The sequence below is a fragment of the Cellulosimicrobium cellulans genome (assembly GCF_006539945.1).
Classification (GTDB): Bacteria; Actinomycetota; Actinomycetes; order Actinomycetales; family Cellulomonadaceae; genus Cellulosimicrobium; species Cellulosimicrobium cellulans.
The window spans coordinates 39,516-63,717 of the sequence record NZ_BJNZ01000003.1 but is presented as its reverse complement, the minus strand read 5'-3'; the positions used below and the strand labels follow the sequence as shown (position 1 = coordinate 63,717).

Annotated in this window: 21 protein-coding genes and 1 riboswitch; of the genes, 8 read left to right on the top strand and 13 right to left on the bottom strand. The window is 74.6% G+C overall.

Features of this window, described 5'->3' with window-relative positions; translation table 11 throughout:
• Window positions 1–11 precede the first annotated feature (11 nt).
• Window positions 12–326, top strand: coding sequence for a DUF1330 domain-containing protein (locus CCE02nite_RS03140; protein WP_141388119.1), 315 nt, complete (start codon window positions 12–14; stop codon window positions 324–326).
• 66 nt (window positions 327–392) lie between these two features.
• On the opposite strand, the gene CCE02nite_RS03135 is transcribed toward CCE02nite_RS03140, so the two are convergent.
• On the bottom strand, window positions 393–2,054 hold the full coding sequence (locus CCE02nite_RS03135) for an Rv2578c family radical SAM protein (RefSeq protein ID WP_141388117.1): 1,662 nt from the start codon (window positions 2,052–2,054) through the stop codon (window positions 393–395).
• A gap of 163 nt (window positions 2,055–2,217) precedes the next feature.
• Window positions 2,218–2,337, top strand: a riboswitch (TPP riboswitch).
• A gap of 107 nt (window positions 2,338–2,444) precedes the next feature.
• Here CCE02nite_RS03135 and CCE02nite_RS03130 point away from each other — a divergent pair.
• The 3 genes from CCE02nite_RS03130 to CCE02nite_RS03120 are packed head-to-tail and all read left to right on the top strand — an operon-like array spanning window position 2,445 to window position 5,771.
• On the top strand, window positions 2,445–3,152 hold the full coding sequence (locus CCE02nite_RS03130) for an ECF transporter S component (RefSeq protein WP_141388115.1): 708 nt from the start codon (window positions 2,445–2,447) through the stop codon (window positions 3,150–3,152).
• Window positions 3,145–4,986 carry an ABC transporter ATP-binding protein gene (locus tag CCE02nite_RS03125; protein ID WP_141388113.1) on the top strand — a complete coding sequence of 614 codons (1,842 nt, stop codon included), beginning with the start codon at window positions 3,145–3,147 and terminating at the stop codon, window positions 4,984–4,986. The genes CCE02nite_RS03130 and CCE02nite_RS03125 overlap by 8 nt, the downstream gene beginning before the upstream one ends.
• Window positions 4,983–5,771, top strand: a complete 789-nt coding sequence (locus CCE02nite_RS03120) for an energy-coupling factor transporter transmembrane component T family protein (RefSeq protein ID WP_170227199.1) — start codon at window positions 4,983–4,985, stop codon at window positions 5,769–5,771. The genes CCE02nite_RS03125 and CCE02nite_RS03120 overlap by 4 nt, the downstream gene beginning before the upstream one ends.
• Window positions 5,772–5,805: 34 nt before the next feature.
• Here CCE02nite_RS03120 and CCE02nite_RS03115 read toward each other — a convergent pair whose 3' ends face one another.
• From CCE02nite_RS03115 to CCE02nite_RS03105, 3 genes are all read right to left on the bottom strand, one after another.
• Entirely contained in the window at window positions 5,806–6,474 is a 669-nt protein-coding gene (locus CCE02nite_RS03115) for a M23 family metallopeptidase (protein ID WP_218027015.1), read from the bottom strand.
• A gap of 41 nt (window positions 6,475–6,515) precedes the next feature.
• Complete coding sequence (gene hisS / locus CCE02nite_RS03110; protein ID WP_141388107.1) at window positions 6,516–7,922, bottom strand: histidine--tRNA ligase; 1,407 nt, start codon at window positions 7,920–7,922, stop codon at window positions 6,516–6,518.
• A 73-nt stretch (window positions 7,923–7,995) separates the two neighbouring features.
• On the bottom strand, window positions 7,996–8,781 hold the full coding sequence (locus tag CCE02nite_RS03105; RefSeq protein WP_308463676.1) for an MBL fold metallo-hydrolase: 786 nt from the start codon (window positions 8,779–8,781) through the stop codon (window positions 7,996–7,998).
• A 211-nt stretch (window positions 8,782–8,992) separates the two neighbouring features.
• Between CCE02nite_RS03105 and CCE02nite_RS03100 the strand changes: the two genes are divergently transcribed.
• From CCE02nite_RS03100 to ligD, 4 genes are all read left to right on the top strand, one after another.
• Window positions 8,993–9,745 (top strand): peptidylprolyl isomerase, encoded by a 753-nt coding sequence (locus CCE02nite_RS03100; protein WP_141388105.1) that lies wholly within the window; start codon window positions 8,993–8,995, stop codon window positions 9,743–9,745.
• Window positions 9,742–11,676, top strand: coding sequence for a DUF349 domain-containing protein (locus tag CCE02nite_RS03095; protein ID WP_255318603.1), 1,935 nt, complete (start codon window positions 9,742–9,744; stop codon window positions 11,674–11,676). The genes CCE02nite_RS03100 and CCE02nite_RS03095 overlap by 4 nt, the downstream gene beginning before the upstream one ends.
• A gap of 105 nt (window positions 11,677–11,781) precedes the next feature.
• On the top strand, window positions 11,782–12,414 hold the full coding sequence (locus CCE02nite_RS03090; RefSeq protein ID WP_141388103.1) for a hypothetical protein: 633 nt from the start codon (window positions 11,782–11,784) through the stop codon (window positions 12,412–12,414).
• 10 nt (window positions 12,415–12,424) lie between these two features.
• Window positions 12,425–13,501: a non-homologous end-joining DNA ligase gene (gene ligD / locus CCE02nite_RS03085; protein WP_141388101.1), complete on the top strand. Its 1,077-nt coding sequence runs from the start codon at window positions 12,425–12,427 to the stop codon at window positions 13,499–13,501.
• Between the two features lie 50 nt (window positions 13,502–13,551).
• Here ligD and CCE02nite_RS03080 read toward each other — a convergent pair whose 3' ends face one another.
• The 9 genes from CCE02nite_RS03080 to ruvC all read right to left on the bottom strand — a co-directional run bounded on the left by CCE02nite_RS03080 (window position 13,552) and on the right by ruvC (window position 24,049).
• The gene (locus CCE02nite_RS03080) at window positions 13,552–14,658 is read right to left on the bottom strand and encodes an ATP-dependent DNA ligase (RefSeq protein WP_141388099.1); all 1,107 of its coding nucleotides are present in this window, start codon (window positions 14,656–14,658) and stop codon (window positions 13,552–13,554) included.
• A 93-nt stretch (window positions 14,659–14,751) separates the two neighbouring features.
• A complete protein-coding gene (locus CCE02nite_RS03075) occupies window positions 14,752–17,097 on the bottom strand; it encodes a RelA/SpoT family protein (protein WP_141388097.1) in 2,346 nt (781 codons plus the stop codon).
• Between the two features lie 74 nt (window positions 17,098–17,171).
• A complete protein-coding gene (locus CCE02nite_RS03070) occupies window positions 17,172–17,774 on the bottom strand; it encodes an adenine phosphoribosyltransferase (protein WP_141388095.1) in 603 nt (200 codons plus the stop codon).
• On the bottom strand, window positions 17,771–18,889 hold the full coding sequence (gene secF, locus CCE02nite_RS03065) for a protein translocase subunit SecF (protein WP_141388093.1): 1,119 nt from the start codon (window positions 18,887–18,889) through the stop codon (window positions 17,771–17,773). The genes CCE02nite_RS03070 and secF overlap by 4 nt, the downstream gene beginning before the upstream one ends.
• Window positions 18,889–20,880 (bottom strand): protein translocase subunit SecD, encoded by a 1,992-nt coding sequence (gene secD, locus CCE02nite_RS03060; RefSeq protein WP_141388091.1) that lies wholly within the window; start codon window positions 20,878–20,880, stop codon window positions 18,889–18,891. The genes secF and secD overlap by 1 nt, the downstream gene beginning before the upstream one ends.
• Window positions 20,881–20,961: 81 nt before the next feature.
• Window positions 20,962–21,408, bottom strand: coding sequence for a preprotein translocase subunit YajC (gene yajC, locus CCE02nite_RS03055; RefSeq protein WP_141388089.1), 447 nt, complete (start codon window positions 21,406–21,408; stop codon window positions 20,962–20,964).
• A 198-nt stretch (window positions 21,409–21,606) separates the two neighbouring features.
• Complete coding sequence (gene ruvB / locus CCE02nite_RS03050) at window positions 21,607–22,683, bottom strand: Holliday junction branch migration DNA helicase RuvB (RefSeq protein WP_064316064.1); 1,077 nt, start codon at window positions 22,681–22,683, stop codon at window positions 21,607–21,609.
• Between the two features lie 2 nt (window positions 22,684–22,685).
• The gene (gene ruvA, locus CCE02nite_RS03045) at window positions 22,686–23,324 is read right to left on the bottom strand and encodes a Holliday junction branch migration protein RuvA (RefSeq protein ID WP_141388087.1); all 639 of its coding nucleotides are present in this window, start codon (window positions 23,322–23,324) and stop codon (window positions 22,686–22,688) included.
• 155 nt (window positions 23,325–23,479) lie between these two features.
• Window positions 23,480–24,049, bottom strand: coding sequence for a crossover junction endodeoxyribonuclease RuvC (gene ruvC / locus CCE02nite_RS03040; protein ID WP_141388085.1), 570 nt, complete (start codon window positions 24,047–24,049; stop codon window positions 23,480–23,482).
• Between the last annotated feature and the right edge of the window lie 153 nt (window positions 24,050–24,202).

Genomic DNA, 24,202 nt, shown 5'->3' with positions numbered 1-24,202 from the left:
GCGTGCCGACCATGCCGATCACGCTGTGCGTCCTCCTCTGGCCCACGGAGGGCAACGCCGACCTGTTGAGCGAGTACGAGGACGACGTCCTCGCCCTGGTGCCCGTGCACGGCGGCCGCGTGCTGTCGCGCGTGCGTGCACTGCCCGGCCAGGACGCGACGCTGCCGACGGAGGTCCAGGTCATCGAGATGCCCGACGACGACGCTCTCACCGCGTACCTGGCCGATCCCGCGCGCGTGGCGCTGGCCGAGGTCCGCGACCGGGCCGTGGCCCGGACGGACGTCCTCCGGGTCGCTGCCGTGCCGGATCGCGACACGTCCTCCTGACTCGCCCGCCGGACGCGCCGGGACCGCGGTCGCAGGATCCGCGTCACCCCGGACGGTGCCACCTGGTCAGAACAAGACCTGCTCCACTCCCCCGCCGACGACGTCCAGGCCCCCGCCGTCGACCGGCATGCCCGCGAGGGCGCCGTCGTGACCGGGCCCACCGGGCTCCGGAGGTGACCCGGCGAGGCTCCCGGTCGGGTAGATGCCGTCCGTCGGCGGCCCCGCGTCGTGCTGCCGGTCGCCGAGACCGCCGAGCTCGCCCCGGCGGTACCGGCCCTCGACACCCGCGGGCTCGCGGTGCCCGGAGACCGCGAAGCCGCGCGCCTCGAGCATCGGGCGCACGCGGTCCCACAGCCACGACCGGTAGGCCTTCGAGGCGTACGTGCCGCGTGCGTAGACGCGCTCGTACCCGGGCACGAGCTGCGGGTGCTCGCGCGCGAGCCAGCCCATGTACCACTCGCGCGTGCCCGGCTTGAGGTGCAGGGGCAGGACGGTGACCCCCGTCGCACCGGCGTCCTTCACCGCGTCGAGCAGGTCGGTGAGCGCGCGGGTCGAGTCGGTCAGCCAGGGCAGCACGGGCGCGACCATGACGCCGCACGGCAGCCCCGCCTCGCGGACGGCCCGGACGAGGTCGAGCCGGGCGCGGGGCGACGGGGTACCGGGCTCGACGCTCGCCTGGAGCGCCGGGTCGAGGAGCGCGAGCGAGACGCCGATCCCGACCTCGACGCGCGAGGCGGCGTCGGCGAGCAGGGGCAGGTCGCGGCGCAGGAGCGTCCCCTTGGTGAGGACGGACAGCGGCGTGCCGGACGCTGCGAGGGCGTCGATGATGCCGGGCATGAGCCGGTAGCGGCCCTCGGCCCGCTGGTAGGGGTCGGTGTTGGTCCCGAGCGCGACCGCCTCCCGGCCCCACGACCGCCGACCGAGCTCGGCGCGCAGCACGTCGTCGACGTTGACCTTGACGACGACCTCACGGTCGAAGTCCTCCCCCGCGTCCAGGTCCAGGTACTCGTGCGTGGGCCGCGCGAAGCAGTTGTGGCTCACGACCCCCGCCGCGACGAAGTCGCGCGTGCCCGTCGTGATGTCGACGAGCTCGGTCTCCTCCCCCGGCCCGTCGAGGGCCTCGAGGGAGTCGACGCGCAGCGCGTCGCCGCCGGTGACGTCTCGTCCTTCGAGCGCGACCCCCTCGTCAGCGAGCGCCGCGGCGCCCGGGCCGACGAGCACGTCGCCGAGAGCGAGGTGGGCGCGAGGACCCGCGCCGCCGACGACGTGGCGCCAGCCGCGTTCCGTGAGGAACCGGTGGTCGCCGCTCGCGACGAGCCGCGTGCCGTCGGCGAGGGTCACGCGGTAGGCGCGCTTGCGGGTGGTCCACCGGTCGAGCACGCGCGTGCGCACGTACCGCCGGTACGCGCCGTGCGGCGCGGTCCCCATGATCTCGTCGCCGACGCGCAGCTCACCGATCGGGCGCTGGGTGCCGTCGGCCAGGAGCACGGGCGTGGCGGGCGCCAGGCAGTACGAGCACGCGTGGCTGCATCCCCGGTACGGGTTGACCGTCCAGCGGAACGGCATGCGCGACATCGCCGGAACCTTGGACAGCGCGCTCTTGGCGGTCACCTCGTGGAACGTGATCCCCGCGAACTCCGGCGTGCGCACGCTGCGCACGAGGCCGACGCGCTCCAACCCCGGGAGCGCGCCGTCGTCCGCACCGATCGCCTGTCCGTCCCACCGCACGAGAGCATTCGAACAGGTGTTCGAACCGGTGTCAAGAACGCTCGGGGTGGCGCGCGCACCTCACGGGCAGTCGCGCGGACGAACGCCTACCCGCTCGCCACGCCGTCCCGCGGGCTGAGACACCGGGATTGTCGAGAGCGCACGCAGGCCCTAGGGTCGGGGCCGAACGCCTCCGGGGAGCGCACGAGCGCTGAGAGTGCAGGCCGGACACCCGTCCCCCCTGCAGACCCGTGGAACCTGATCTGGTTCGTACCAGCGAAGGGAGCAGGGCCGACGTCACCGTCCCCTGCACGCTCGTGCCCGCGCGCGCCGCGCCCGGCCGTGCGTGCAGGCCGAGGCGGTGGCGCCGTCGTGCACCCCTCGCCCCGGGGGCCCGACGGAGGGATCCGCATGGCCGAGCCCCGCACCACCCCGCAGCAGACGACCCCGAGCGCCGCCCCCGGGGCGGCCGTGGGGACCACCGACGACCCGACCACCGGGACGGCGGGCCGCGCGCTCCCGGCGACGCCCCCGCGTGCCGCGCGCCGCCGGGGCCCGACCCTGCACGAGACGGTGCTGATCGCCGTCCTCGGTGTCGTCTTCGGGTTCGTGTACTGGGCGTTCGTGCAGCTCTGGGCCCCCTTGCAGCTCGCGATGGGTCCGCTCGCGGACCTCGCCGCGAACGTCCTCGCGGGCGCGTGGATCGTCGTCGGCCCGCTCGCCACGTACATCGTGCGCAAGCCGGGTGTCGGCATCCTGGCAGAGACTCTCGCCGCGCTCGTCGAGGTCGTCTTCCTCGCCTCCCCCGCCGGGCCGCTCCTGCTCGTCGTGGGCCTGGTCCAGGGCCTCGGCGCCGAGCTGCCGTTCGCGCTCACGCGCTACCGCCGGTTCGGCTGGTGGGTGTTCGTCGCGTCCGGCGTGAGCGCCGCGCTCGTCACGTTCGCCTTCAACGCCGTGCGCTTCGGCTGGCTCGGGCAGGACTACGCGTCGCTCCGGCTGGGTGTCCAGGTCGTGTCGTGCGTCGTGCTGTGCGGCCTGGCGGCCCGTCTCCTCGGCGACGCGCTCGCCCGCACCGGCGCTCTCGACGCCTTCGCGATCGGCGCGGAACGCCGTGGCTGAGGAGACCGCGCACGTGCCCGACGCCGTCGCGCTCGACGCCGTCGCGGTCACCGGCATGACCGTGCACCTGGGGCACCACGGCACCCGGGTGCTCGACGGCGTCGACGTCACCGTCCCGGCCGGGACGAGCCTGCTGGTGCTCGGCCCGTCCGGGTGCGGCAAGTCGACCTTCCTGCGCGCGCTCGTCGGCGTCGTCCCGCACACGCTCCCGGGCTCCGTCGCGGGTGGGCTGCGCGTGGCGGGGCTCGACCCGCGCGAGGTGCCGCCGCCCGTGCTCGCCACCCGGGTGGGCCTCGTCCAGCAACGGCCCGGCGACCAGCTCTGCCTGGCACGCGTGGACGAGGAGCTGCGGTTCGCGCTCGAGAACCGCGGCGCCGACCCCCGCACCATGGACGACCGCGCGGCCGCCGCGCTCGCCGCGGTCGGCGCCGCGCACCTGCACGACCGTCCGACCCACGCCCTGTCGGGCGGCGAGGCGCAGCGCGTCGCGGTCGCCGCCGCGCTCGTCACCGACCCGGAGCTCGTCGTCCTCGACGAGCCCACCGCGCTCCTGGACCCCGCCGCCGCCCACGAGGTCGGGTCGCTCGTCGCCGGCCTCGCCCGGACACCCCGGCCCGACGGCGAGGCGTCGCCGGGCCGACTCGCCCACCGTTCCGTCGTGCTCGTCGAGCACCGCCTGGACGACCTGGGTGCGCTGCCCGGGGCCACGTTGGTGCTCGACCGCGCGGGCCGGGTCGTCGCGCACGGCCCCACGCACCGCGTCCTGCGCGAGCACGCGCGCGACCTCGCCGACCTGGGGTGCTGGCTGCCGCTCGCTGTCCGCCTGGAGCAGGCGGGCGCCCCGGGGCCGCTCGGCTCCCCTGCGACGGACGACTGGCTGGTCGACCTCGTGCGGTCCTCGCCGGCGGGCTCGACGGCGCCGGACCGACCCCTGGCCGCGACACCGGCGGGCACGGTGCGTCCGGTCGCGCTCCGGGCGCGCGGGCTCGCCGTCCACCGGGGCGGCCTCGGTGCGGGACGCGCCCGCCGGGGCGAGCACCCCGTCGTGCGCGACGTCGACCTCGACGTCCGCGCGGGCGAGGTGCTCGCCGTCGTCGGGCCCAACGGAGGCGGCAAGTCGACGCTCCTGCGCGGTCTGGCCGGTCTCGAGCGCACCACGGGCGACGTCGCGACCGCGACCGGCGAGCCCGTCGCGATGGTCTTCCAGGACCCCGAGCACCAGCTCGTCGCGCGCACCGTGCGCGAGGAGGTCGCGTGGTCCGCGCGGCTCGCCCGCCTCGCCGACGTCGACGCGCGCGTCGCCCGGACCCTCGCCGCGTTCGGGCTCACGCACCTCGCCGACACGAACCCGTACCGGCTCTCGGGCGGCGAGCAGCGGCGCCTGTCCCTCGCGACGGCGACGGTGCTCGACCCGCCGGTCCTCCTCGCCGACGAACCGACGTTCGGCCTGGACCGTGGCCAGGCCGACGCGGCCGCCCGCGTGCTGCGGGGGCGGGCCGACGCGGGCGGTGCCGTGGTCGTCGTCTCGCACGACCTCTCGCTCGTCGCGGCGATCGCCGACCGGGTGGCCGTGGTCGTGGACGGCGCGCTCACCACGGTCGCGGAGCCTTCCACGGTCCTCGCCGACGACGCGCTGTGCGCTCTCGCGGGCCTGCGCCGCCCACCGCTGCTCGACTGGTGGGCACGGACCGGCCGCGCGCGCGGCCTCGACCCGGGCGCGCTCGTGCGCGCGCTCGACACCCTGAGCGGTGCCGCGTGCGACGCCGTCGCCAGCGACGGAGGTTCGGGCGTCCCGGAGCCCGGGGCTCTCGTCTCCGCGGAGGTGGCCCCGTGACCGCACGCTCTCCGTCCGTCCTCGAACGCTGGAACCCGACGGTGAAGCTCGCCACCGCGCTCCTCCTGTCCGCCGGCGCGCTGCTCGTCACCGACCCGGTCACGCCCGCGACGGCCTGGCTGCTGACGGTCGTGGCCCTGCTCGCGCTCGGCCGTGTGCCGGTGCGCACGCTCGTGCTGGCCCACGTCCCGTTCGTGGTCTTCGCGTCGAGCCTCCTCGTCGTCAACGTCGTCACCCGGCCGGGCGGCGACGTCGTCGCGCTCGGGCCGCTCACGATCGGCGCGGACGGGCTCACGATCGGTGCCGCGCTCGCGCTGCGCACGCTGTTCGTCGGGGCGCTGTCGCTCGTGCTCGTCCTCACGACCGACCCGGTGCGCCTCATGACGAGCCTGCACCAGCACGCCCGCCTCCCGGCGACCTGGACGTTCGCGGTGCTCGCCGCGCACCGGCTCCTCGTCGAGCTTCCCGACGCCTGGCACACGATCCGCTGCGCCCAGGCGGTGCGCGACCCGCGGCGTCGCCGCGGTCGGCTCCCCGGCTCGCCGCGGTCGCTCGGCGCGGCGGCGTTCGCCCTCCTCGTCGGTGCGGTGCGCCGGTCCGAGCGGCTGACGGTCGCGCTCGAGTCGCGCGGCCTGGGCTCCGGCCCCCGGACGACGTCGCGCCCGGTGCCGCTGGGCGTGCCCGACGTCGTCGCGGCGGGGGCGGTGCTCGCCCTCGCCGGGGCGCTCGTCGCGGTCGGGGCGCTGGCGGGGTGGGTCACGGGGATCGGTGCGCTCACCGCCTGAGGCGAGCGCGGCGGGCGGACCCGCCGACGCGTCCTCAGGCGGGCTCGACCACGGCTCCCTCGGCCGGGACCCCGAGCGCGACCGCGCCGGTCCGGCCGGCGCGGTCGTGCTCGCGGTAGTCGCGGAACGCCAGCGGCAGTCCGCGCGCGACGTGGGCGTCGGGGCCGTCCATGGCCTGGACGTGCACGTGCGGCTGCGTCGAGTTGCCCGAGTTCCCGCACCGACCCATCACGTCGCCGGTCGCCACCCGCTGCCCCGGACGCACCGCGACCGAGCCGCGCCGCAGGTGGGCGAGGACCACGAAGACGTCCGGCGCGTCGAGCGCGAGCACCACGTGGTTGCCCGCGAGCGCCGCGCCGCCGGCACGCGCCCGGGACGCCTGAGTCAGCGCGTACCCGAGCAGCGCGGGCGGCGAGCGCCGGGCCTCGTGGTCGGGCTCTCCGTCGTGCACCGCGACGACGGTGCCGGGGGCGGGGGCGAGGACGGGCAGGCCGAACGCGAGGAACCGTTCCGGCGGCTCGGTGCCGAGCACGGTGCGCCAGTCGCGCACGTCCGCGGTGCGGCGGCCGCGCACCGCGACGAAGTCGATCGCGTACGTCGTGGCGAACAGGTGCGTCCCGTGGCTCGGGACGCGACGCGCCGGGCTGTTCTGCACGAGCCAGGTCCCGATGAAGGGCAGCGCGAGCTCGAACGGTCCGGTCACGTCGCCTCTCCTCACGTCCGGCGGGCGCGTCTGCCGGTCGGTCAGCCGGCGGCCGGCACCACGCGCGGGAGCCGGTCCTCGGCGGGCGGCTCCCACGTCGCGGGGTCGGCGTCCACCTGCTCGCCCGAGCGGATGTCCTTCACCTGGTCCGGCGAGCGCGTCCCGTCCTCCTCGAGGCGCCCCGGGAACCAGACGAACGGGATCCCGCGCCGGTCGGCGTAGCGGATCTGCTTGCCGAACTTGGCGGCGGCCGGCGCGACCTCGACCGGGACTCCCCGTGACCGCAGGGCGGACGCGACGGCGTCGGACGCGCCGCGCGTCTCCTCGCTCGTCACCGCGACGACGACGGCGCTCGGCACGGAGCGCGTCGCCCGGACCAGGCCCGCGGACAGCAGGCGCGAGACGAGGCGCGACACGCCGATCGACAGGCCGACGCCGGGGTACGTGTTCGCGCCGTCGGACGCGAGCGTGTCGTACCGGCCGCCCGAGCAGATCGAGCCGAGCTGCTCGTGGCCCACGAGCACGGTCTCGTACACCGAGCCCGTGTAGTAGTCGAGGCCGCGCGCGATCTTGAGGTCGGCGACGACGACGCCCGGGGCCCGCACGCTCGCGGCCTCGATCAGCGCCCCGAGCTCGCCGAGCCCGGTCTCGAGCAGGTCGCTCTCCACGCCGTGCTGGGCCGCGAGCGCCCGCACGCGGTCCACGACGCCCGTGTCGCTGCCGCTGATCGCGGCGAGGGCGAGGCAGGCCGCGGCCTGCTCGGTCGTGGTGCCCGCCTCCGAGACGAGGAGCGCCGCCACCTTCTCGGTGCCGATCTTGTCGAGCTTGTCGATCTGGCGCAGCACCTCGTCCACGGCGTCGATCCCGAGGCCGCGGTAGAAGCCCTCGGCGACGCGGCGGTTGTTCACCAGGACGCGGACCTCGGGCACGCCGATGTCGCGCAGCGCGCCGAGCGCCTCCGCCATGACGAGCGGCAGCTCGACCTCGTAGTGGTAGGGCAGCTCGCCCGCGCCGACGACGTCGATGTCCGCCTGGGTGAACTCCCGGAAGCGCCCGTCCTGGGGGCGCTCGCCGCGCCACACCTTCTGGATCTGGTAGCGCTTGAAGGGGAAGGCGAGGTGGCCGGCGTTCTCGAGCACGTAGCGCGCGAAGGGGACGGTGAGGTCGAAGTGCAGGCCGAGCTGCTTGTCGCCTCCCGCAGCCTTCCCCGCGGACCCAGCCACGACGTCGCCCTGCTGTTCCTCCTGGAGCCGGCGCAGGACGTACACCTCCTTGGACGTCTCGCCCTTGCGCAGGAGCTGGTCCAGCGGCTCGACCGCGCGCGTCTCGATCCCGCCGAACCCGTGCAGCTCGAACACCCGGCGCAGGGTGTCGAGGACGTGCTGCTCGACGATCCGACCGTCAGGGAGCCATTCGGGGAAACCGGAGAGGGGTGTGGGCCTGGCCATGGGTGAGATCTTCCCAGACGCCGGCACGGAGATCCGCATCGTCCGCCCGACGGACGCGCGCGGCCGGGCCGTGTCAGCCTGCGAGGAACGGGTTGGTCGCGAGCTCGCGCGCGACGGTGGTCGCGGGGCCGTGGCCCGGCAGCACGTCCCACGCGGGGTCGAGGCGCCCGACGACGTCGCGCAGCGTGCGGGCCATCGTCGCGCCGTCCCCGCCCGGCAGGTCGGTGCGACCGACGGACCCCGCGAAGAGGACGTCGCCGCTGAGCACGATCCGCGCGCCCGGCTCGCCCACGAGGTAGAGGGTCGACCCCTCGGTGTGGCCCGGTGCGCCGACCGCGCGCAGGACGAGGTCGCCCCAGCGCAGCTCCCTCTGCTCGCCCGCGGCGAGGTCGAACGTCTCCACGCGCTCGGGCTCCCGGTAGTCCCCTGGACGGGCACCGGCCGCGGCGAGCGCCGCGCCGAGCGGACCGGAGACGAGCGAGCGCTCGCCCCGGCCGCCGGTGGGCGAGCCGTGCTCGAGGCTCCCGAACGGGTCGGCGAGCCGGTACGCGTCGGCGACGTGCAGGACGACGGGCACGTCGAACCGGTCCGCGAGCGCCGCCGCGTCCCACGTGTGGTCCACGTGCCCGTGGGTGGCGAGCACGGCCCGCGGCACGAGGCCCGCCGACGCGACGTGGGCGGCGACGTCGTCGGCGGTCCCCGCGCCCGCGTCGACCACCACGCAGTCGCCGCTCGGCGCGCTCACGACCGTGCAGTTGGTCCCGAAGACGGGCGCGACCACGACGTGCAGCGTCACCGCGGGGGCGCCCGACGCGTCGTCGGGCGGGGGCGGCGGCGTCGTGCCGGAGGGTCGGTCCACGCACCCGAGGCTAGCCCGCGGGGCGTCACCGGGTCGCCGCCCGCGGGCACGGGACCTGCGAGGGACCCGGCCGGTCGATACCGGACCGTGACCTGCGCACGGCAAATCCACCCGCCACCAGGACGCTCGGTGCCTAGACTGTCCCCTACCGACCGCGGCCGCACCGGGGTCGACCGTGCGCGCCACGACGGCGCCGGACGAAGGAGCTGGGGTGTCGACGAAGAGTCGCGAGCGCGAGCAGGCGCGCCGTCGTGAGGAGAAGTGGGACCGCCACGTGGCCCAGCTCCGCGCGAGACGCCAGCGGACCTGGTCGATCGTCGGCGTCGTCGCGGCGCTCGTGGTGATCGGCGTCGCCGTGTGGTGGGCGCTGTCCGCCACCCAGGCGCCGGGCACCGACGCGGGCGGCGACGGCGCAGAGCCCTCAGCCTCCGGCGAGCACACGCTGCCTCCCGCGTCCGCCGCCGAGGGGCGCGACTGGACCTCGACGCTCACCACGAGCGCCGGCGACCTCACGCTCACGCTCGACGGCGCCGCGGCCCCGCAGGCGGTCGCGAGCTTCGTGTCCCTCGCGGAGTCCGGGTACTTCGACGGCACGTCGTGCCACCGCCTCACCACGTCGGGCATCTACGTGCTCCAGTGCGGCGACCCGACCGGCACGGGAACCGGGGACCCGGGCTACTCGTTCGGCCCCATCGAGAACCCTCCGTCGGACGACGTGTACCCCGCGGGGACCGTCGCCATGGCGCGCCAGGGTGGGGACGCCGAGTCGATGGGCTCCCAGTTCTTCCTCGTCTACGAGGACTCGACCATCCCGTCCGACGCGGCGGGTGGTTACACGGTGTTCGGCACCATCACGTCCGGCCTGGACGTCGTCCAGGCAGTCGCTGACGCGGGGACGCAGGACGGATCCGGCGACGGGTCCCCCGCCACCCCGGTCACCATCGAAGGAGTTGAGACCCAGTGAGCGATCCCGCCCAGGACCAGGCGAGCACGCCGGCACCGGAGCCCGCGGAGGCGAGCGAGACCGGACGGGTCGACGCGACAGACGTGGAGCCGACGGACTCCCCCGCCGCCACCGACGCTGCCTCCCAGGCCGACGACGCGACCGAGGTCTCGACGTCCGAGACCCCGTCCCCCGCTGCCGAGGAGCCCGCTGCCGAGGAGCCCGCTGCCGAGGAGCCCGCTGCCGAGGAGCCCGCTGCCGAGCAGCAGCCCGACGCCGCCTCGGACGGAACGGCAGCAGACGAGGCGGCAGCGGACACGCCGGACCCCGCGCAGAGCGCCGAGGAGACGGCTCCGGCTGTCGCCGAACCCGTGAGCGAGCCCGCCGTCGAGCCCGAGCCCACCGACGCGCCCGTCGTGGAGGCCGAGCCCATCGACGCGCAGGACGCCGAGACCTCCGCGGCCGAGGACCCGGCACCCGCCGTCGACGCCGGTGCCGAGGCCGAGACCGCGTCTGGGGCCGCGGCGCCGGCTGCGGCCAAGCCCGCCGCCCCGCGACCGGGCCCCCGCCCCAAGCCGTCTGCCGTGCCCCACCCGCCGCGCAAGCCCGCCCCGGCGGGAGCAGGCGCCCCGACCGCTCCGGCGGCCGTGCCCGAGGTGCCTGCGGTCCCGGCGCTCGCCGACGACTCGGCGGCCGCGAAGGCCGCGGCCGAGTTCGGCCGCGTCGACGAGGACGGCACCGTCTACGTCCGTGAGAGCGCGGGCGAGCGCTCCGTGGGTCAGTTCCCCGGTGTCGACGCCGAGGAGGCGCTCGCGCTGTACGTACGGCGCTACCTCGACCTCCAAGCGAAGGTCGCGCTCTTCGAGGCCCGCCTGACGAGCACCGACCTGTCGGTCAAGGAGATCGACCAGACGATCGCCCGTCTCACCGAGGAGACCGCCGAGCCGTCCGCGGTCGGCGACCTCGACGGCCTGCGCGCGCAGGTCGAGTCGCTGCGCGGTGCCGCGGCCGAGCGCCGCGGCCAGCTCGAGGCGGAGCGCGCCGCCGCCAAGGCGGCCGCCCTCGAGGCCCGGACCGAGATCATCGAGGCGGCCGAGAAGATCGCCGCGACCGACCCGAGCCGCATGCAGTGGCGGCCCGCCGGCGAGGAGCTGCGGGGCCTGCTCGACCGCTGGAAGGAGGCGCAGCGCTCCGGACCGCGCATCGACCGGGCAAGCGAGGAGGCGCTCTGGAAGCGCTTCAGCCACGCGCGGACCGCGTTCGACCGCGAGCGCCGGCACTACTTCGCCGAGCTCGAGCAGCGCAACGCCTCCGCCAAGTCGGCCAAGGAGAAGCTCGTCGCCGAGGCCGAGGCGCTGTCGTCCAGCACCGACTGGGGCCCGACGGCGGGCGCGTACCGCGACCTGATGGCGCGGTGGAAGGCCGCCGGTCGCGCGAGCCGCAAGGACGACGACGCGCTGTGGGCCCGGTTCCGCGCCGCGCAGGACACGTTCTTCCAGGCCCGTGACGCGGTGAACTCGGCGACCGACGCCGAGTACGCCGCGAACCTCGAGGTCAAGGAGGCTCTGCTGGCCGAGGCGGAGAAGCTCGTCCCGGTCAAGGACCTCGGTGCGGCGAAGGCCGCGCTGCGCGACCTCCAGGAGCGCTGGGAGCAGGCCGGCCGCGTGCCGCGCGGCGACCTGCAGCGCGTCGAGGGCCGCCTGCGCGCCGTCGAGAACGCCGTCCGCGACGCCGAGCAGGCGCAGTGGACGCGGACCAACCCCGAGACGCGGGCGCGCGCCGAGGGCGCCGCGGCGCAGCTCGAGTCCGCGATCGAAGGGCTCGAGGCGGACCTCGCGGCCGCACAGGGCCGCGGCGACACGCGCGCGGTCAAGGACCTCGAGACCGCGCTGACCGCGCGTCGTGCCTGGCTCGAGCAGGTCGTGCGGGCGGCGGAGGACTCGCGCGGCTGACGCCGCCGTCCCTCAGCATCTGCTGAGGGCCGGGAGGGCCGGCACTCGTCCACAGGCGAGCGCCGGCCCTTCCGCGCGCCCGGGCCCATGGGGCACGGTGTGCGCATGCTGCCCGCCCCTCGCACCGCGTCGCCCGCACCCGGGCCCGCCGCGGACCTGACACCGCTCCTCGCGCCCCTCGCCACGGACGTGGGACTTCTCGTCGTGCCGGCGGACGTCGGTGGGCACGCCGCCTTCCAGGACCTCGTGCGGTCGGGGGCGCTCCGCCGCCTCTGGGGCGACGTCGCCGCGCCCGCGCTCGTCCCGGACACGCCGACCCTCCGTGCGCTCGCCGTCCGCGACCTCGTCCCGGAGGGAACGGTCCTCGCCGGGAGCGCTGCGGCCTGGGTGCTGTGCGGCTCACCGGCGCCGCGCGCGCTCGACGTCGTGTACCCGCCGGGCCGGCACCGTCCCGCACCGCTCGCGGGCCGGGCGCCGCGCCAGTCGCACGTGCTGCGCGACGACCGCACCCTGGTCGCGGGGGTGCTGGTGACATCGGTCGTGCGGACCTCCCTCGACGTCGCGACGCGGTGCGAGCCCGACGAGGCGCTGAGCATCCTCCGCCGGCTGCGCGACGTGTGCGGGCTCGATCCCCGGCTCGCGGCCCGGTCGCTCGAGCTACGCCACCGGTGGGCCGAGCGGCCGCGGGCGCGGCGCGCCCTCGCCCTCCTGCTCGCCGGGGATGACGACCCGGTCTAGGTTGGTCGGCATGGCCGCAGCCACGACACCTCCCGTGGAGCTCGACGTCCGTGGCCGGACCGTGCGCGTCACGAGCCCGGACCGCGTCGTCTTCCCGGCACGCGGGGTGACCAAGCTCGACGTCGTGCAGTACTTCCTCAGCGTCGGGGACGGGATCCTCGGCGCCCTGCTCGACCGACCGACCACGCTCGAACGCTGGCCCAAGGGCGTGTTCGAGGGGGCGCGGATGAGCACCCGCACCGACAACACCGGCGACGCGTTCTACCAGAAGCGCATCCCCAAGGGCGCGCCCGAGTGGGTGCGCACCGCGCGCATCGCGTTCCCGAGCGGACGCACGGCGGACGAGGTGTGCCCGACCGAGCTCGCCGTCGTCGCATGGGCCGCGAACCTGGGGACCCTGACGTTCCACCCGTGGCCCGTGCGGGGCGAGGACGTCGAGGCCGTGGACCAGCTCCGCATCGACCTCGACCCCCAGCCCGGGACCGACTTCGACGACGCCGTGCGCGTCGCGCCGCACCTGCGCCGGGTGCTCGACGAGCTGGGCCTCCCCGGGTACCCGAAGACGTCGGGCGGGCGCGGCATCCACGTCTTCGTGCCGATCGCGCCCGAGTGGGACTTCGTCGCCGCGCGCCGCGCGACGATCGCGATCGGTCGCGAGCTCGAGCGCCGCCTCCCCGAGCAGGTCACCACCAAGTGGTGGAAGGAGGAGCGCGGCGCCAAGATCTTCGTCGACTACAACCAGATGGCGCGCGACCGCACCATCGCGTCGGCGTACTCGATCCGCTCCAACCAGCGCGCGACGGTGTCCGCTCCCCTGCGCTGGGAGGAGCTCGCCGACGTCCACCCGGACGACTTCGACGTGCTGTCGATGCCCGCGCGCTTCGCCGAGGTCGGCGACCTCTTCGCGCCGCTGCGCGCCGACCGTGACGACCCGGGGGCGTCGCTCGAGCCCGCCCTGGAGCTGTCCCGGCGCGACGAGGCCGAGCACGGGCTCGGCGACCTGCCCTATCCCCCGGAGTACCCGAAGATGCCGGGCGAGCCCAAGCGCGTGCAGCCGAGCAAGGACCGCGACCGGCCCCGCGCCTAGCGGCAGGGCGCGTCCCCCGGCCGACGCCCGGCGGCGGCACGGCCCGCACGTCAGACGACGCCGGGGGCGCCCGGCAGGATGTCGGTGAGGTCGTAGCGCACGGGTTCCTCGAGCTGGTCGTAGGTGCACGACGACGGGTCGCGGTCGTCGCGCCAGCGCCGGAACTGCGCCGTGTGCCGGAACCGCGCGCCCTCCATGTGGTCGTACGCCACCTCGAGCACGCGCTCGACGCGCAGCGGCGTGAACGACAGGTCCTTGCCGGAGCTCCACCGCGACACCGCGCCCGGCATCCGCTCGCCCGCAGGGTTCTCCCAGCCCGACCACGGGTGCGCGTCGGCCTCCGGCGTGCCGGGCTCGACGACCAGCGGGGCGAGCTCGGTCACGAGCGCCGCGCGTCTCGCCGCCGGGAACGACGCGGCGACGCCCACGAACTGGAGCTGTCCGCCGTCGTCGTACAGCCCGAGCAGGAGCGACCCGAGCAGGGGCTTCGCGGGCGTCGACGTCTTGTGCAGGCGGTAGCCCGCGAGCACGACGTCCGCCTCGCGTCCGTGCTTGATCTTGAGCATCGCGCGCTTGTTCGGCTGGTACGTCCCGTCGAGCGGCTTCGCGACGACGCCGTCCAGCCCCGCACCCTCGAAGGTGTCGAACCACTCGCGCGCGACCGCGACGTCGCGGGTGCGGGGGGTGGCGTGCACGGCGGGGCCGTCGAGCCCGAACGAGTCCAGCACCTCGTGGCGGCGCGCCAGCGGCTCGCCCGTGAGGTCGTCGTCGCCGAGCGCGAGCACGTCGAACACGACGAGCGCGGCGGGCGTCTGCTCGGCGAGCAGGCGGACCCGCGAGGCCGCGGGGTGGATGCGCTGCTGCAGCACCTCGAACTCGAGGCGCCCGTCCCGGGCGACGACGATCTCGCCGTCGACCACGCAGCGGGGCGGCAGGGCCGCGCGCACCGCCTCGACGACCTCCGGGAAGTAGCGCTCCATCGGGCGCGCATTGCGGCTGTCGAGGCGCACCTCGTCGCCGTCGCGGTACACGATCGCGCGGAACCCGTCCCACTTGGGCTCGTACACGTACCCGCCGTCCACGGCGTCGGGCTCGGGCACGTCGGGCACGGACTTCGCGAGCATGGGCAGCACGGGAGGCATGACGGGCAGGTCCATGTGCCGATGCTGCCACCGGCCGCAGCGTGCGGCACGACGACACGTCCGGGGGCGGCGGACGCCGGCGCCCACCCGCCCGCACGGCGCGAGCGGTCAGGCCGGGAGCTGCGTCGCCTCGGCGGCCTTCGTCCCCGTGATGCGGTAGACGTCGAACACGCCGTCGACCTTGCGGACCGCGCTGAGCACCTGCGCGAGGTGCGCCGGCTCCGCCATCTCGAAGACGAAGCGGGACATCGCGACGCGGTCGTTGGACGTCGACACGGTGGCCGAGAGGATGTTCACGTGGTTGTCCGACAGGACCCGCGTGACGTCGGAGAGCAGGCGCGCCCGGTCGAGCGCCTCGACCTGGATCTGGACCAGGAACATCGCGTTGCTGCCCGTGGTCCATGAGACGTCGACGATGCGCTCGGGCTGGTTGCGCAGCCCGACGACGTTCGCGCAGTCCGCGCGGTGCACGCTCACGCCCTGGCCGCGCGTGATGAAGCCGATGATCTCGTCGCCGGGGACGGGGGTGCAGCACTTGGCGAGCTTGACCCAGATGTCGTCGACGCCCTTGACCATGACGCCGGGGTCGCCCGTGCGCACGCGGCGCGCGGTGTGCCCGGGGCGCGCGGTCTCCGCGACGTCCTCGACCGTGCCCTCCTCGCCGCCCATCGCCTGGACGAGCTTGGAGACGACGTTCGCCGCCGACACCTGGCCCTCGCCGATCGCCGCGTACAGCGCCGTGACGTCGGCGAAGCGGAGCTCGTTGGCGAGCGCGACGAGCGACTCGTGCGACAGGAGGCGCTGGATCGGCAGGTTCTGCTTGCGCATCGCCTTCGCGATCGCGTCCTTGCCGTGCTCGACGGCCTCCTCGCGGCGCTCCTTGGAGAACCACTGCCGGATCTTGTTGCGCGCACGAGGGCTCTTGACGAACGCCAGCCAGTCCCGGCTCGGTCCCGCGTTCTCGGACTTCGAGGTCAGGACGTCCACCGAGTCGCCGTTCTCCAACGTCGAGTCGAGCGGCACGAGGCGCCCGTTGACGCGCGCGCCCATGGTCCGGTGGCCGACCTCGGTGTGCACGGCGTAGGCGAAGTCGACCGGGGTCGAGCCCGCGGGCAGGGCCATGACGTCGCCCTTGGGCGTGAAGACGTAGACCTCCGCGCCGCCGATCTCGAAACGCAGCGAGTCGAGGAACTCCGCGGGGTCCGCCGTCTCGCGCTGCCAGTCGACGAGCTGGCGCAGCCAGCGCATGTCGTTCGCCGCGGTGTCGTCCTTCGCGGTCTTCCCGCCCGACTTCGCGGTCTCCTTGTACTTCCAGTGCGCCGCGACGCCGTACTCCGCGCGCCGGTGCATCTCGTGCGTGCGGATCTGGATCTCGACGGGCTTGCCGCCGGGCCCGATGACCGTCGTGTGCAGCGACTGGTACATGTTGAACTTCGGCATCGCGATGTAGTCCTTGAACCGCCCGGGCACGGGGTTCCACCGCGCGTGCAGCGCGCCGAGCGCCGCGTAGCAGTCCCGGACGCTGTCCACCAGGACGCGTGCACCGACGAGGTCGTAGATCTCCGCGAAGTCGTGACCGCGCACGATCATCTTCTGGTAGATCGAGTAGTAGTGCTTGGGCCGCCCGGTGACGGTCGCCTTGATCTTCGCGCTGCGCAGGTCGGCCGTGACCTGCTCGCGCACGACCGCCAGGTACTCCTCGCGCGCGGGTGCCCGCTCGGCCACGAGGTGCACGATCTCGTCGTAGACCTTGGGGTACAGAGCCTGGAACGAGAGGTCCTCGAGCTCCCACTTGATCGTGTTCATGCCGAGGCGGTGCGCGAGCGGCGCGTAGATCTCGAGCGTCTCGCGCGCCTTGCGGCCCGCCGACGACGACGACACGTACTTCCAGGTGCGCGCGTTGTGCAGCCGGTCGGCGAGCTTGATGACGAGCACGCGGATGTCGCGCGCCATCGCGACGACCATCTTGCGCACCGTCTCGGCCTGCGCAGCGTCCCCGTACGTCACCTTGTCGAGCTTGGTCACGCCGTCGACGAGCATGGCGATCTCCTCGCCGTACTCCTCGGTGAGCTGCGCGAGGGAGTAGTCGGTGTCCTCCACCGTGTCGTGCAGCAGCGCGGCGGCGAGGGTCGACCCGTCGAAGCCGAGCTCGGCGAGGATCGTCGCGACGGCGACGGGGTGCGTGATGTACGGGTCGCCGCTCTTGCGCAGCTGCCCCCGGTGCGCACGCTCCGCGGTCTCGTAGGCGCGCTCGATGACGGTGAGGTCGGTACGGGGGTGGTTGGTGCGCACGGCCTGGAGCACGGGCTCGAGCGCCGGGCTGCCGGCGTTCGGCCGGGCCCCGAAGCGTACGAGGCGCGACCGCACCCCGCGGCCGCCGGAACCGCCCTGCCCCGGGGTCGGCTGCGCGCCCGCCTTCTCCGGGGCGCGCGACGTCCTGGTGTTCTCGCTCATGCGCGCCTCCTTCCGCAGGCCGGCGATCGCCGACACCGTGTCGACGACCAGCCGAGACGACCGGAGTGGCAATCCTACGACTCGACGTGGACCAGTGTGGTCACGTCGCGGCCCGCGAGCCGCTCGCGGCCGCCCAGGCCCTCGAGCTCCATGAGGAACGCGAGGCCGACGACGACGCCTCCCCCACGCTCGACGAGCTCGGCGCCTGCGGCCGCCGTGCCCCCGGTCGCGAGCACGTCGTCCACCACGAGAACACGCGCACCGGTCGGCAGTGTTCCCGCGCGCAGCTCGATCGTCGCGGTGCCGTACTCGAGGTCGTACGTCACGGCGTCGGTGGGCGGCGGCAGCTTGCCCGCCTTGCGCAGCGGTACGAAGCCGACGCCCAGCTGCGTCGCCAGCGGGGCGCCGATCACGAAGCCCCGCGCCTCCATGCCCGCGACGAGGTCGACGCCGCCCGCCGCGCGCGCCACGTCCCCGAGCGCATCGACGACGTGACCGAAGGCCTCGCCGTCGGCGAGGAGCCCGGTGATGTCGCGGAAGGTGATGCCGGGCCCGGGGTAGTCGTGCACGGCGCGGACGAGCTCGAGCACGCGGGACGCTCGCTGCGCGCCGAGACCGGCGAGGCCGACGGCCCGCAGGCCGTCCACCTCGCCGGTCGTGTGGTGCTGGTCCGTCATCGGGGACGACGGCGGCGCGGCTGCGCCTTGTTGCCGAGGTGCTCGCCCGGCTGGAGCTGGCGGTGACCCGACCCCACACCCGCTGCCGCGAGCGCGGCGTCCTCGTCGTCGCCCGCCGACTCGACACGCTCGGCACGCAGCGCGAGCACCTTCGCCGTGTGGTCCCGGATCGGCTTCTCGCGCTCGCGCAGGGCGACCTCGAGGGGGGTCGCGAGGTAGACCGACGAGTACGCGCCCACGGCCATGCCGACGAACAGCGCGAGCGCGATGTCGCGCAGCGTGCCGGCACCGAGGAGGAACGCACCGATGAAGAGGATGCCCGCGACCGGGAGCAGCGCGACGATCGAGGTGTTGATCGAGCGCACGAGCGTCTGGTTGATCGCGAGGTTCGCCCGCTCGGCGTACGTGCTGCGCGTCTGGTCGAGGACGCCCGCGGTGTTCTCGCGCACCTTGTCGAACACCACGACCGTGTCGTAGATCGAGTACGCGAGGATCGTGAGGAGCCCGATCACCGTCGCCGGGGTGATCTCCCACCCGATGAGTGCGTAGATGCCGACCGTGACGACCAGGTCGTGGAACAGCGCGATGACCGCGGCGAGCGCCATGCGCCAGTTCCGGAAGTAGATCGTCATGACCAGGCTGACGAGGAGCAGGAAGACGACGAGACCGACGACGGCCTTCTGCGAGACGTCCTTGCCCCAGGTCGGGCCGATGTAGGAGCTCGTCACCTCGCCCGTCGCCACGCCGTAGGCGTCAGCGAGCTCGGTGGCGACCTGCTCGACCTGCTCGTTGCTGAGCTGGGCGGTCTGGACCCGGACCGTGCTCGAGCCCACCGATGTGACGCGCGGCACCTCCTCGGGCGCGACCGCTGCGACGGCGTCGAGCGCCGGCTGCTGCGACGTGTCCGACACGCCGGAGACCGTGAACTCGGACCCACCACGGAACTCGATCCCGAGGTTGAGCCCGTCACCCGCCATGCGGATGCCGATGACCCCGAGGGACAGGACGACGAGGACGATCGCCACCAGGAAGTAGCCACGTCGCTTCGCGACGATGGCGTAGGACCGGCGACCCGTGTACAGGTCGTTGCCCCACTGGGCGAAACCGCTGGCCATCAGTGCTTCTCCTCGTTCTCGTCGCCCGCCGCGTCAGCGGTCGGGGACCCGTCGTCGCCGTCCATCGACGCGGCGGCCCGCCGCTCGGCGGCGCGGCGCTCCGCGATGGTCATGCGCGGCCCGTCGCTCCGGCCCACGCCGGCGCCGACCGTCTCCCGGACGGGCGCCGCACGCTCGGGCGCCGGGGCGTCCTGGACCGGGGCATCTGCCACGGCGTCGCCGCCGTCCGTAGCGCCTGCCGAGGTTGCGCCGACGACGCGACCGCGGCCCGCGTAGCGCGCCGTCCGCACGCCGAGGCGCCGGGGGTCGAGGCCCGAGGCCGGGTGCCCGCTCCCGAAGAACTTCGTCCTGGCGAGCAGCTGCATCAACGGGTGCGTGAAGAGGAACACCACGACGAGGTCGACGAGCGTGGTCAGACCGAGCGTGAAGGCGAAGCCTCGCACGCCACCGACCGCCAGGTAGTACAGGACGATCGCGGCGACGAAGTTCACGGCGTCCGAGGCGAGGATCGTGCGGCGCGCACGCTCCCAGCCCTTCTCGACCGCCGAGTTCAGCGTCCGGCCGTCGCGCAGCTCGTCGCGGATGCGTTCGAAGTACACGATGAACGAGTCCGCGGTGATACCGATCGCGACGATGAGCCCCGCGACGCCGGCGAGCGACAGCCGGTACCCGATCGTCCACGACAGGACCGAGATGACGCCGAACGTGATGACGGCGGCGATGCCGAGCGACGCGACGGTCACGAGCCCCAGCGTCCGGTACTGGAAGAGCGAGTAGATGACGACGAGCAGCATGCCGATCGCGCCGGCAAGGAGCCCCTTCTCGAGCTGCTCGGAGCCGAGCGTCGCGGAGATCTGCTCCTGGCTCTGGACCTCGAACGTCAGGGGCAGCGAACCGAAGTTGAGCTGGTTCGCGAGCGTCGCCGCGCTGTCGCGCGTGAAGCTGCCGGAGATCTCGGCCTTGCCGTCCGGGATGGCGACCTGGGACACCGGCGCCGAGATGACGAGGCCGTCGAGCACCATCGCGAACTGGTTCTGCGGAGAGGGGAGCGACGTGAGGCGGGTCGTGACCTCGCGGAACGCCTGCGTGCCCTCGCCGTCGAACTCGATGTTGACGACCCACTCGTTCGTGACGACGCCGTTCTGGCCGACGCGGAGGCCGGAGTTGGCGTTCGAGATGTCCGTACCCTCGATCTCGACCGGGCCGAGGATGTACTTGGCCGAGCCGTCGTCGGCGCACGCGACGAACGCGGAGTCCGTCGGGCCGCTGTCGCCGCCGACCAGGTTCTCCGGGAGCGTGCAGTCGAGCGCGTCGAACTGCTCCTGCAGCTCCGGCGTGATCTGCGCGAGGTCGCTCGGGTTCTCCGGACGGGTCGCCTCCTCGGCCGGGTCGGTCGTGGCGTCGTCCGCCGGAGCGTCCGTCGCCTCGTCGGCGGCAGGGTCACCCGACTCCTCGGAGGTCGCGTCCGCGCTCTCGGTGGCGTCGGCGGACTCGGTCGCGTCGGGCGCGTCCTCGGCCGCTGCGTCGTCGCCCGCGGCCGCGTCGGTCGCCTCGTCGGCCGGGGTCGCGGTCGGCATTCCCACCGCGAGCACCGGCCGGAACCGCATCTGTGCGGAGGTGCTGACGAGGTCGATCGTCTCCTGGGACGGCTGCCCTGGGATCCCGACGACGATGTTGTTCTGTCCCTGGCTCGTGATCTCCGCCTCGGACACGCCCTGCGCGTCGATGCGCTGGCGGATGACGTTGATCGCCTGGTTGATGTCCTCGGCCGTCGGCTGCGAGCCGTCGGTGGTGACGGGCTGCAGGATGATCTGCGTGCCACCCTCGAGATCGAGCGCGAGGCCCGGGGTGAGGCTCGCCCCGCCCGGGTTGTCCTCGGTCTTCGGGTCGAGCTTCGTGCCCGCGAAGAGGGACCCGAAGAGGACGACGATGAGGATTCCCAGGGTGACGAGGGTCCGTACGGGCCTCGCTCGTGTGCTGCTGGTGGCCAACTGTCCGTCTCTTCTCGTGCGTGTGCGGTGGGCCTCGCGGCCCACCGCGTCAGACCGGTCGCGGCAGCGACCGGCATAGGGTCACTTGGTGTCGGTGCCGTCGTCCCGGCGCCCGCGGTCCTTCTCCGACCCGTCGTCGGTCAGACCGGACAGGTCGTCGGGGACGACGAGGTCGTCGACGTCCCCCTTCGACGTGCTGGGGTCGGCGTCCGCGCTGCCGTAGACGGCCGCGGGCTCCGACGACTCGTCGCCCTCCGGCTCCTCGACCGGCGGGTCGACGAGCTTCGCGATGGCCGCCCGCAGCCACCGGGACTGGTTGCCCGGCGTGGACTCGATCGTGATGACGTCGGCCTCCTCGTCGACGTCGACGATCGTGCCGAACATGCCCGAGCCCGTCATCACCTCCTGCCCGGGGGCGAGGGTCGCCCGGAAGTTCTGGGCCTCGCGCTGCTGCTTGCGGGTGCGGCTGGTCATGAGGAACATCGCACCCGCCGCGAGGGCGAGGATGAGGATGAAGCTGATATCCATGACGGAGTCTCGTGTCCTGTTCTGTGCGGGATCTGCGCGCAGTCTAGGCGTGCGCGCACGGTTCACCAACGAGCCGTCTCGCCGCGGAGTTCCGCCCGCTCGGGTCCTGACCATTCTAGGACCACGTTCGCCGCGCCTGTGACCGCCGTCACGGGGCCCGCCACGAGGCCCTCGACGAGGCCCGCGACGGACCGGCCGTCAGGCGTCGAACAGGGTGCCGCCCTCGCGCGGCGGGGTGAGCCCGAGGTGCGCCCACGCGGCCGGCGTCGCGACGCGCCCCCGGGGTGTCCGCCCGATCAGCCCCTCGCGCACCAGGTACGGCTCGGCGACCGTCTCGACCGTCTCGGCCTCCTCGCCGACCGTCACGGCGAGCGTCGTCAGCCCGACCGGCCCGCCGTTGAACCGCGTGCACAGCGCCGTGAGGACCGCCCGGTCGAGGCGGTCGAGGCCGATGGGGTCCACCTCGTAGACCTCGAGCGCCGCCCGCGCGGCCGCGAGGTCCATGCTCCCGTCGCCGCGGACCTGCGCCCAGTCGCGCACGCGCCGCAGCAGGCGGTTGGCGATGCGGGGCGTGCCGCGCGAGCGGCCGGCGATCTCGCGCGCGGCGTCCGGGTCGAGCGCCACGCCGAGCAGCCCCGCGGACCGGGAGAGCACGCGCTCGAGCTCGTCGCTCGAGTAGAAGTCGAGGTGCCCGGTGAAGCCGAAGCGGTCGCGCAGCGGCGCGGGCAGCAGCCCCGCGCGCGTCGTGGCGCCGACCGCCGTGAACGGGGGCAACGAGAGCGGGATCGCGCTCGCGCCCGCACCCTTGCCCACGACGACGTCGACCCGGAAGTCCTCCATCGCCATGTAGAGGAGCTCCTCCGCCGGCCGCGCGAGGCGGTGGATCTCGTCGATGAAGAGGACCTCGCCCTCCTCGAGCGAGGAGAGCACGGCCGCCAGGTCGCCCGCGTGCTGGATCGCCGGGCCGGACGTCACGCGCAGCGACGTCCCGAGCTCGGCGGCGATGATCATGGCGAGCGTCGTCTTGCCGAGCCCGGGCGGCCCGGACAGGAGCACGTGGTCCGGCGAGCTCCCGCGGGCGAGCGCGGCCTGGAGCACGAGCGAGAGCTGGTCGCGCACAACCGCCTGCCCGACGAACTCCTCGAGCCGGCGCGGACGCAGTGCTGCCTCGGCGGCGCGCTCGAGGTCGTCGGCCCCCGCCGCGACGATCCGCTCGGACGAGAACGTCCCGTCCCCGCCGAACCCGTCCACGCCCACCTGGTCGAAGTTCGCCATGGTCAGCCCCTCGGTCCGCCGAGGACGCGCAGCGCGGCGCGCAGCGCGCCGGCCACGTCGGGCGCCTCGACGACGTCGACCCCCGCCTCGGCGAGCACGGTGGAGACGGCGTCGTCCGCGGCCTTGAGGTTCCAGCCGAGGCCCACGAGCGCCTCGACCACCTGGTCGCGTCGGTCGTCGACCTGACGCGGCCCGGTCCCGACGGCGGTCGCGCCGCCCTCGGGGGCGTCGGCACCGGTGGGCGGCCCGAGCTTGTCGCCCAGCTCGAGCGCGATCCGCTGCGCGCCCTTGTTCCCGATGCCGGGGACGCGCACGAGGGCCGCGATGTCGGCGCCGGCCACGGCACGGCGCAGGGCGTCGGGCGTGTGCACGGCGAGCATCGCGAGCGCGAGCCGCGGCCCGACGCCGCTGACGGTCTGGACGGTCTCGAAGACGCTCCGCTCGTCGTCGTCGGCGAACCCGTAGAGGGTGAAGGAGTCCTCGCGGACGACGAGGCTCGTCGCGAGCCGGGCGTCCTCGCCGACCCGCAGGCCGGCGAGCGTGGCCGGCGTGGCGTGCACGAGGTAGCCCACGCCCCCGACCTCGAGCACGGTGCGGTCGAGCTGGACGCTCGCCACGACTCCGCTCAGCGACGCGATCACGCAGGCTCCTCTCCCGGTCGGCAGCGCCGACCTGGTCCGATGGTCCGCCGGCCCGACGAGCTCGACGCGGCGCCGAGGAGTGCGTCGAACACCCGTACGACCGCGGTCACTCTAGCAAGGTGCGCCCACGCCCCGGCCGACCGACACGGGAGCCGTCAGCGCGGTGCCCGCCGGCCCTTCGCCGCGTGCTCCGCCGCGGCCCAGGCGCGCTGCGCCGGGGTCAGCTCGTGCCGCTCGCCGCCCTGGAGCGCACCCGAGGGCCGCCACAGGTGGCAGATGGCGAGCGCGAGCGCGTCGGCGGCGTCGGCAGGCTTCGGCGGCTCCGCGAGCCCCAGGATGCCGGCGACCATGCGCTGGACCTGCTCCTTGCCCGCGCGCCCGCTCCCGGTGACCGCGGCCTTGACCTCGGACGGCGTGTGCAGCGCCACGGGGACACCCCGCTTCGCCGCGCCGACCATCGCGAGACCCGCGGCCTGGGCCGTGCCCATCACGGTCCCGACGTTGTGCTGCGCGAAGACGCGCTCGACCGCGACGACGTCCGGCACGTGCTCGTCGAACCACGCGTCGAGCCGCTCCGCGATCCGCAGGAGCCGCAGGTCCACGCTGAGGTCCGGGTCCGTCCGGATCACGCCGACGGCCACGAGCTCGGCCCGCCGCCCCCGCGCGGAGTCCACCACCCCGACACCGCACCGGGTCAGCCCAGGATCCACACCGAGAACGCGCACGCCTGTACCCTCCCACGACCCGACGACGGAAACCGTCCGCCTCGCGGGCCGCCGACCGAGGCGAGGCGACACCGGCGGGGCGGGTGAGGTGCGCGCGGTCGTGGCGGGCCTGGCGGGAGCGGCGCGAGGAACGAGCGCCGCGGATGGTAGACC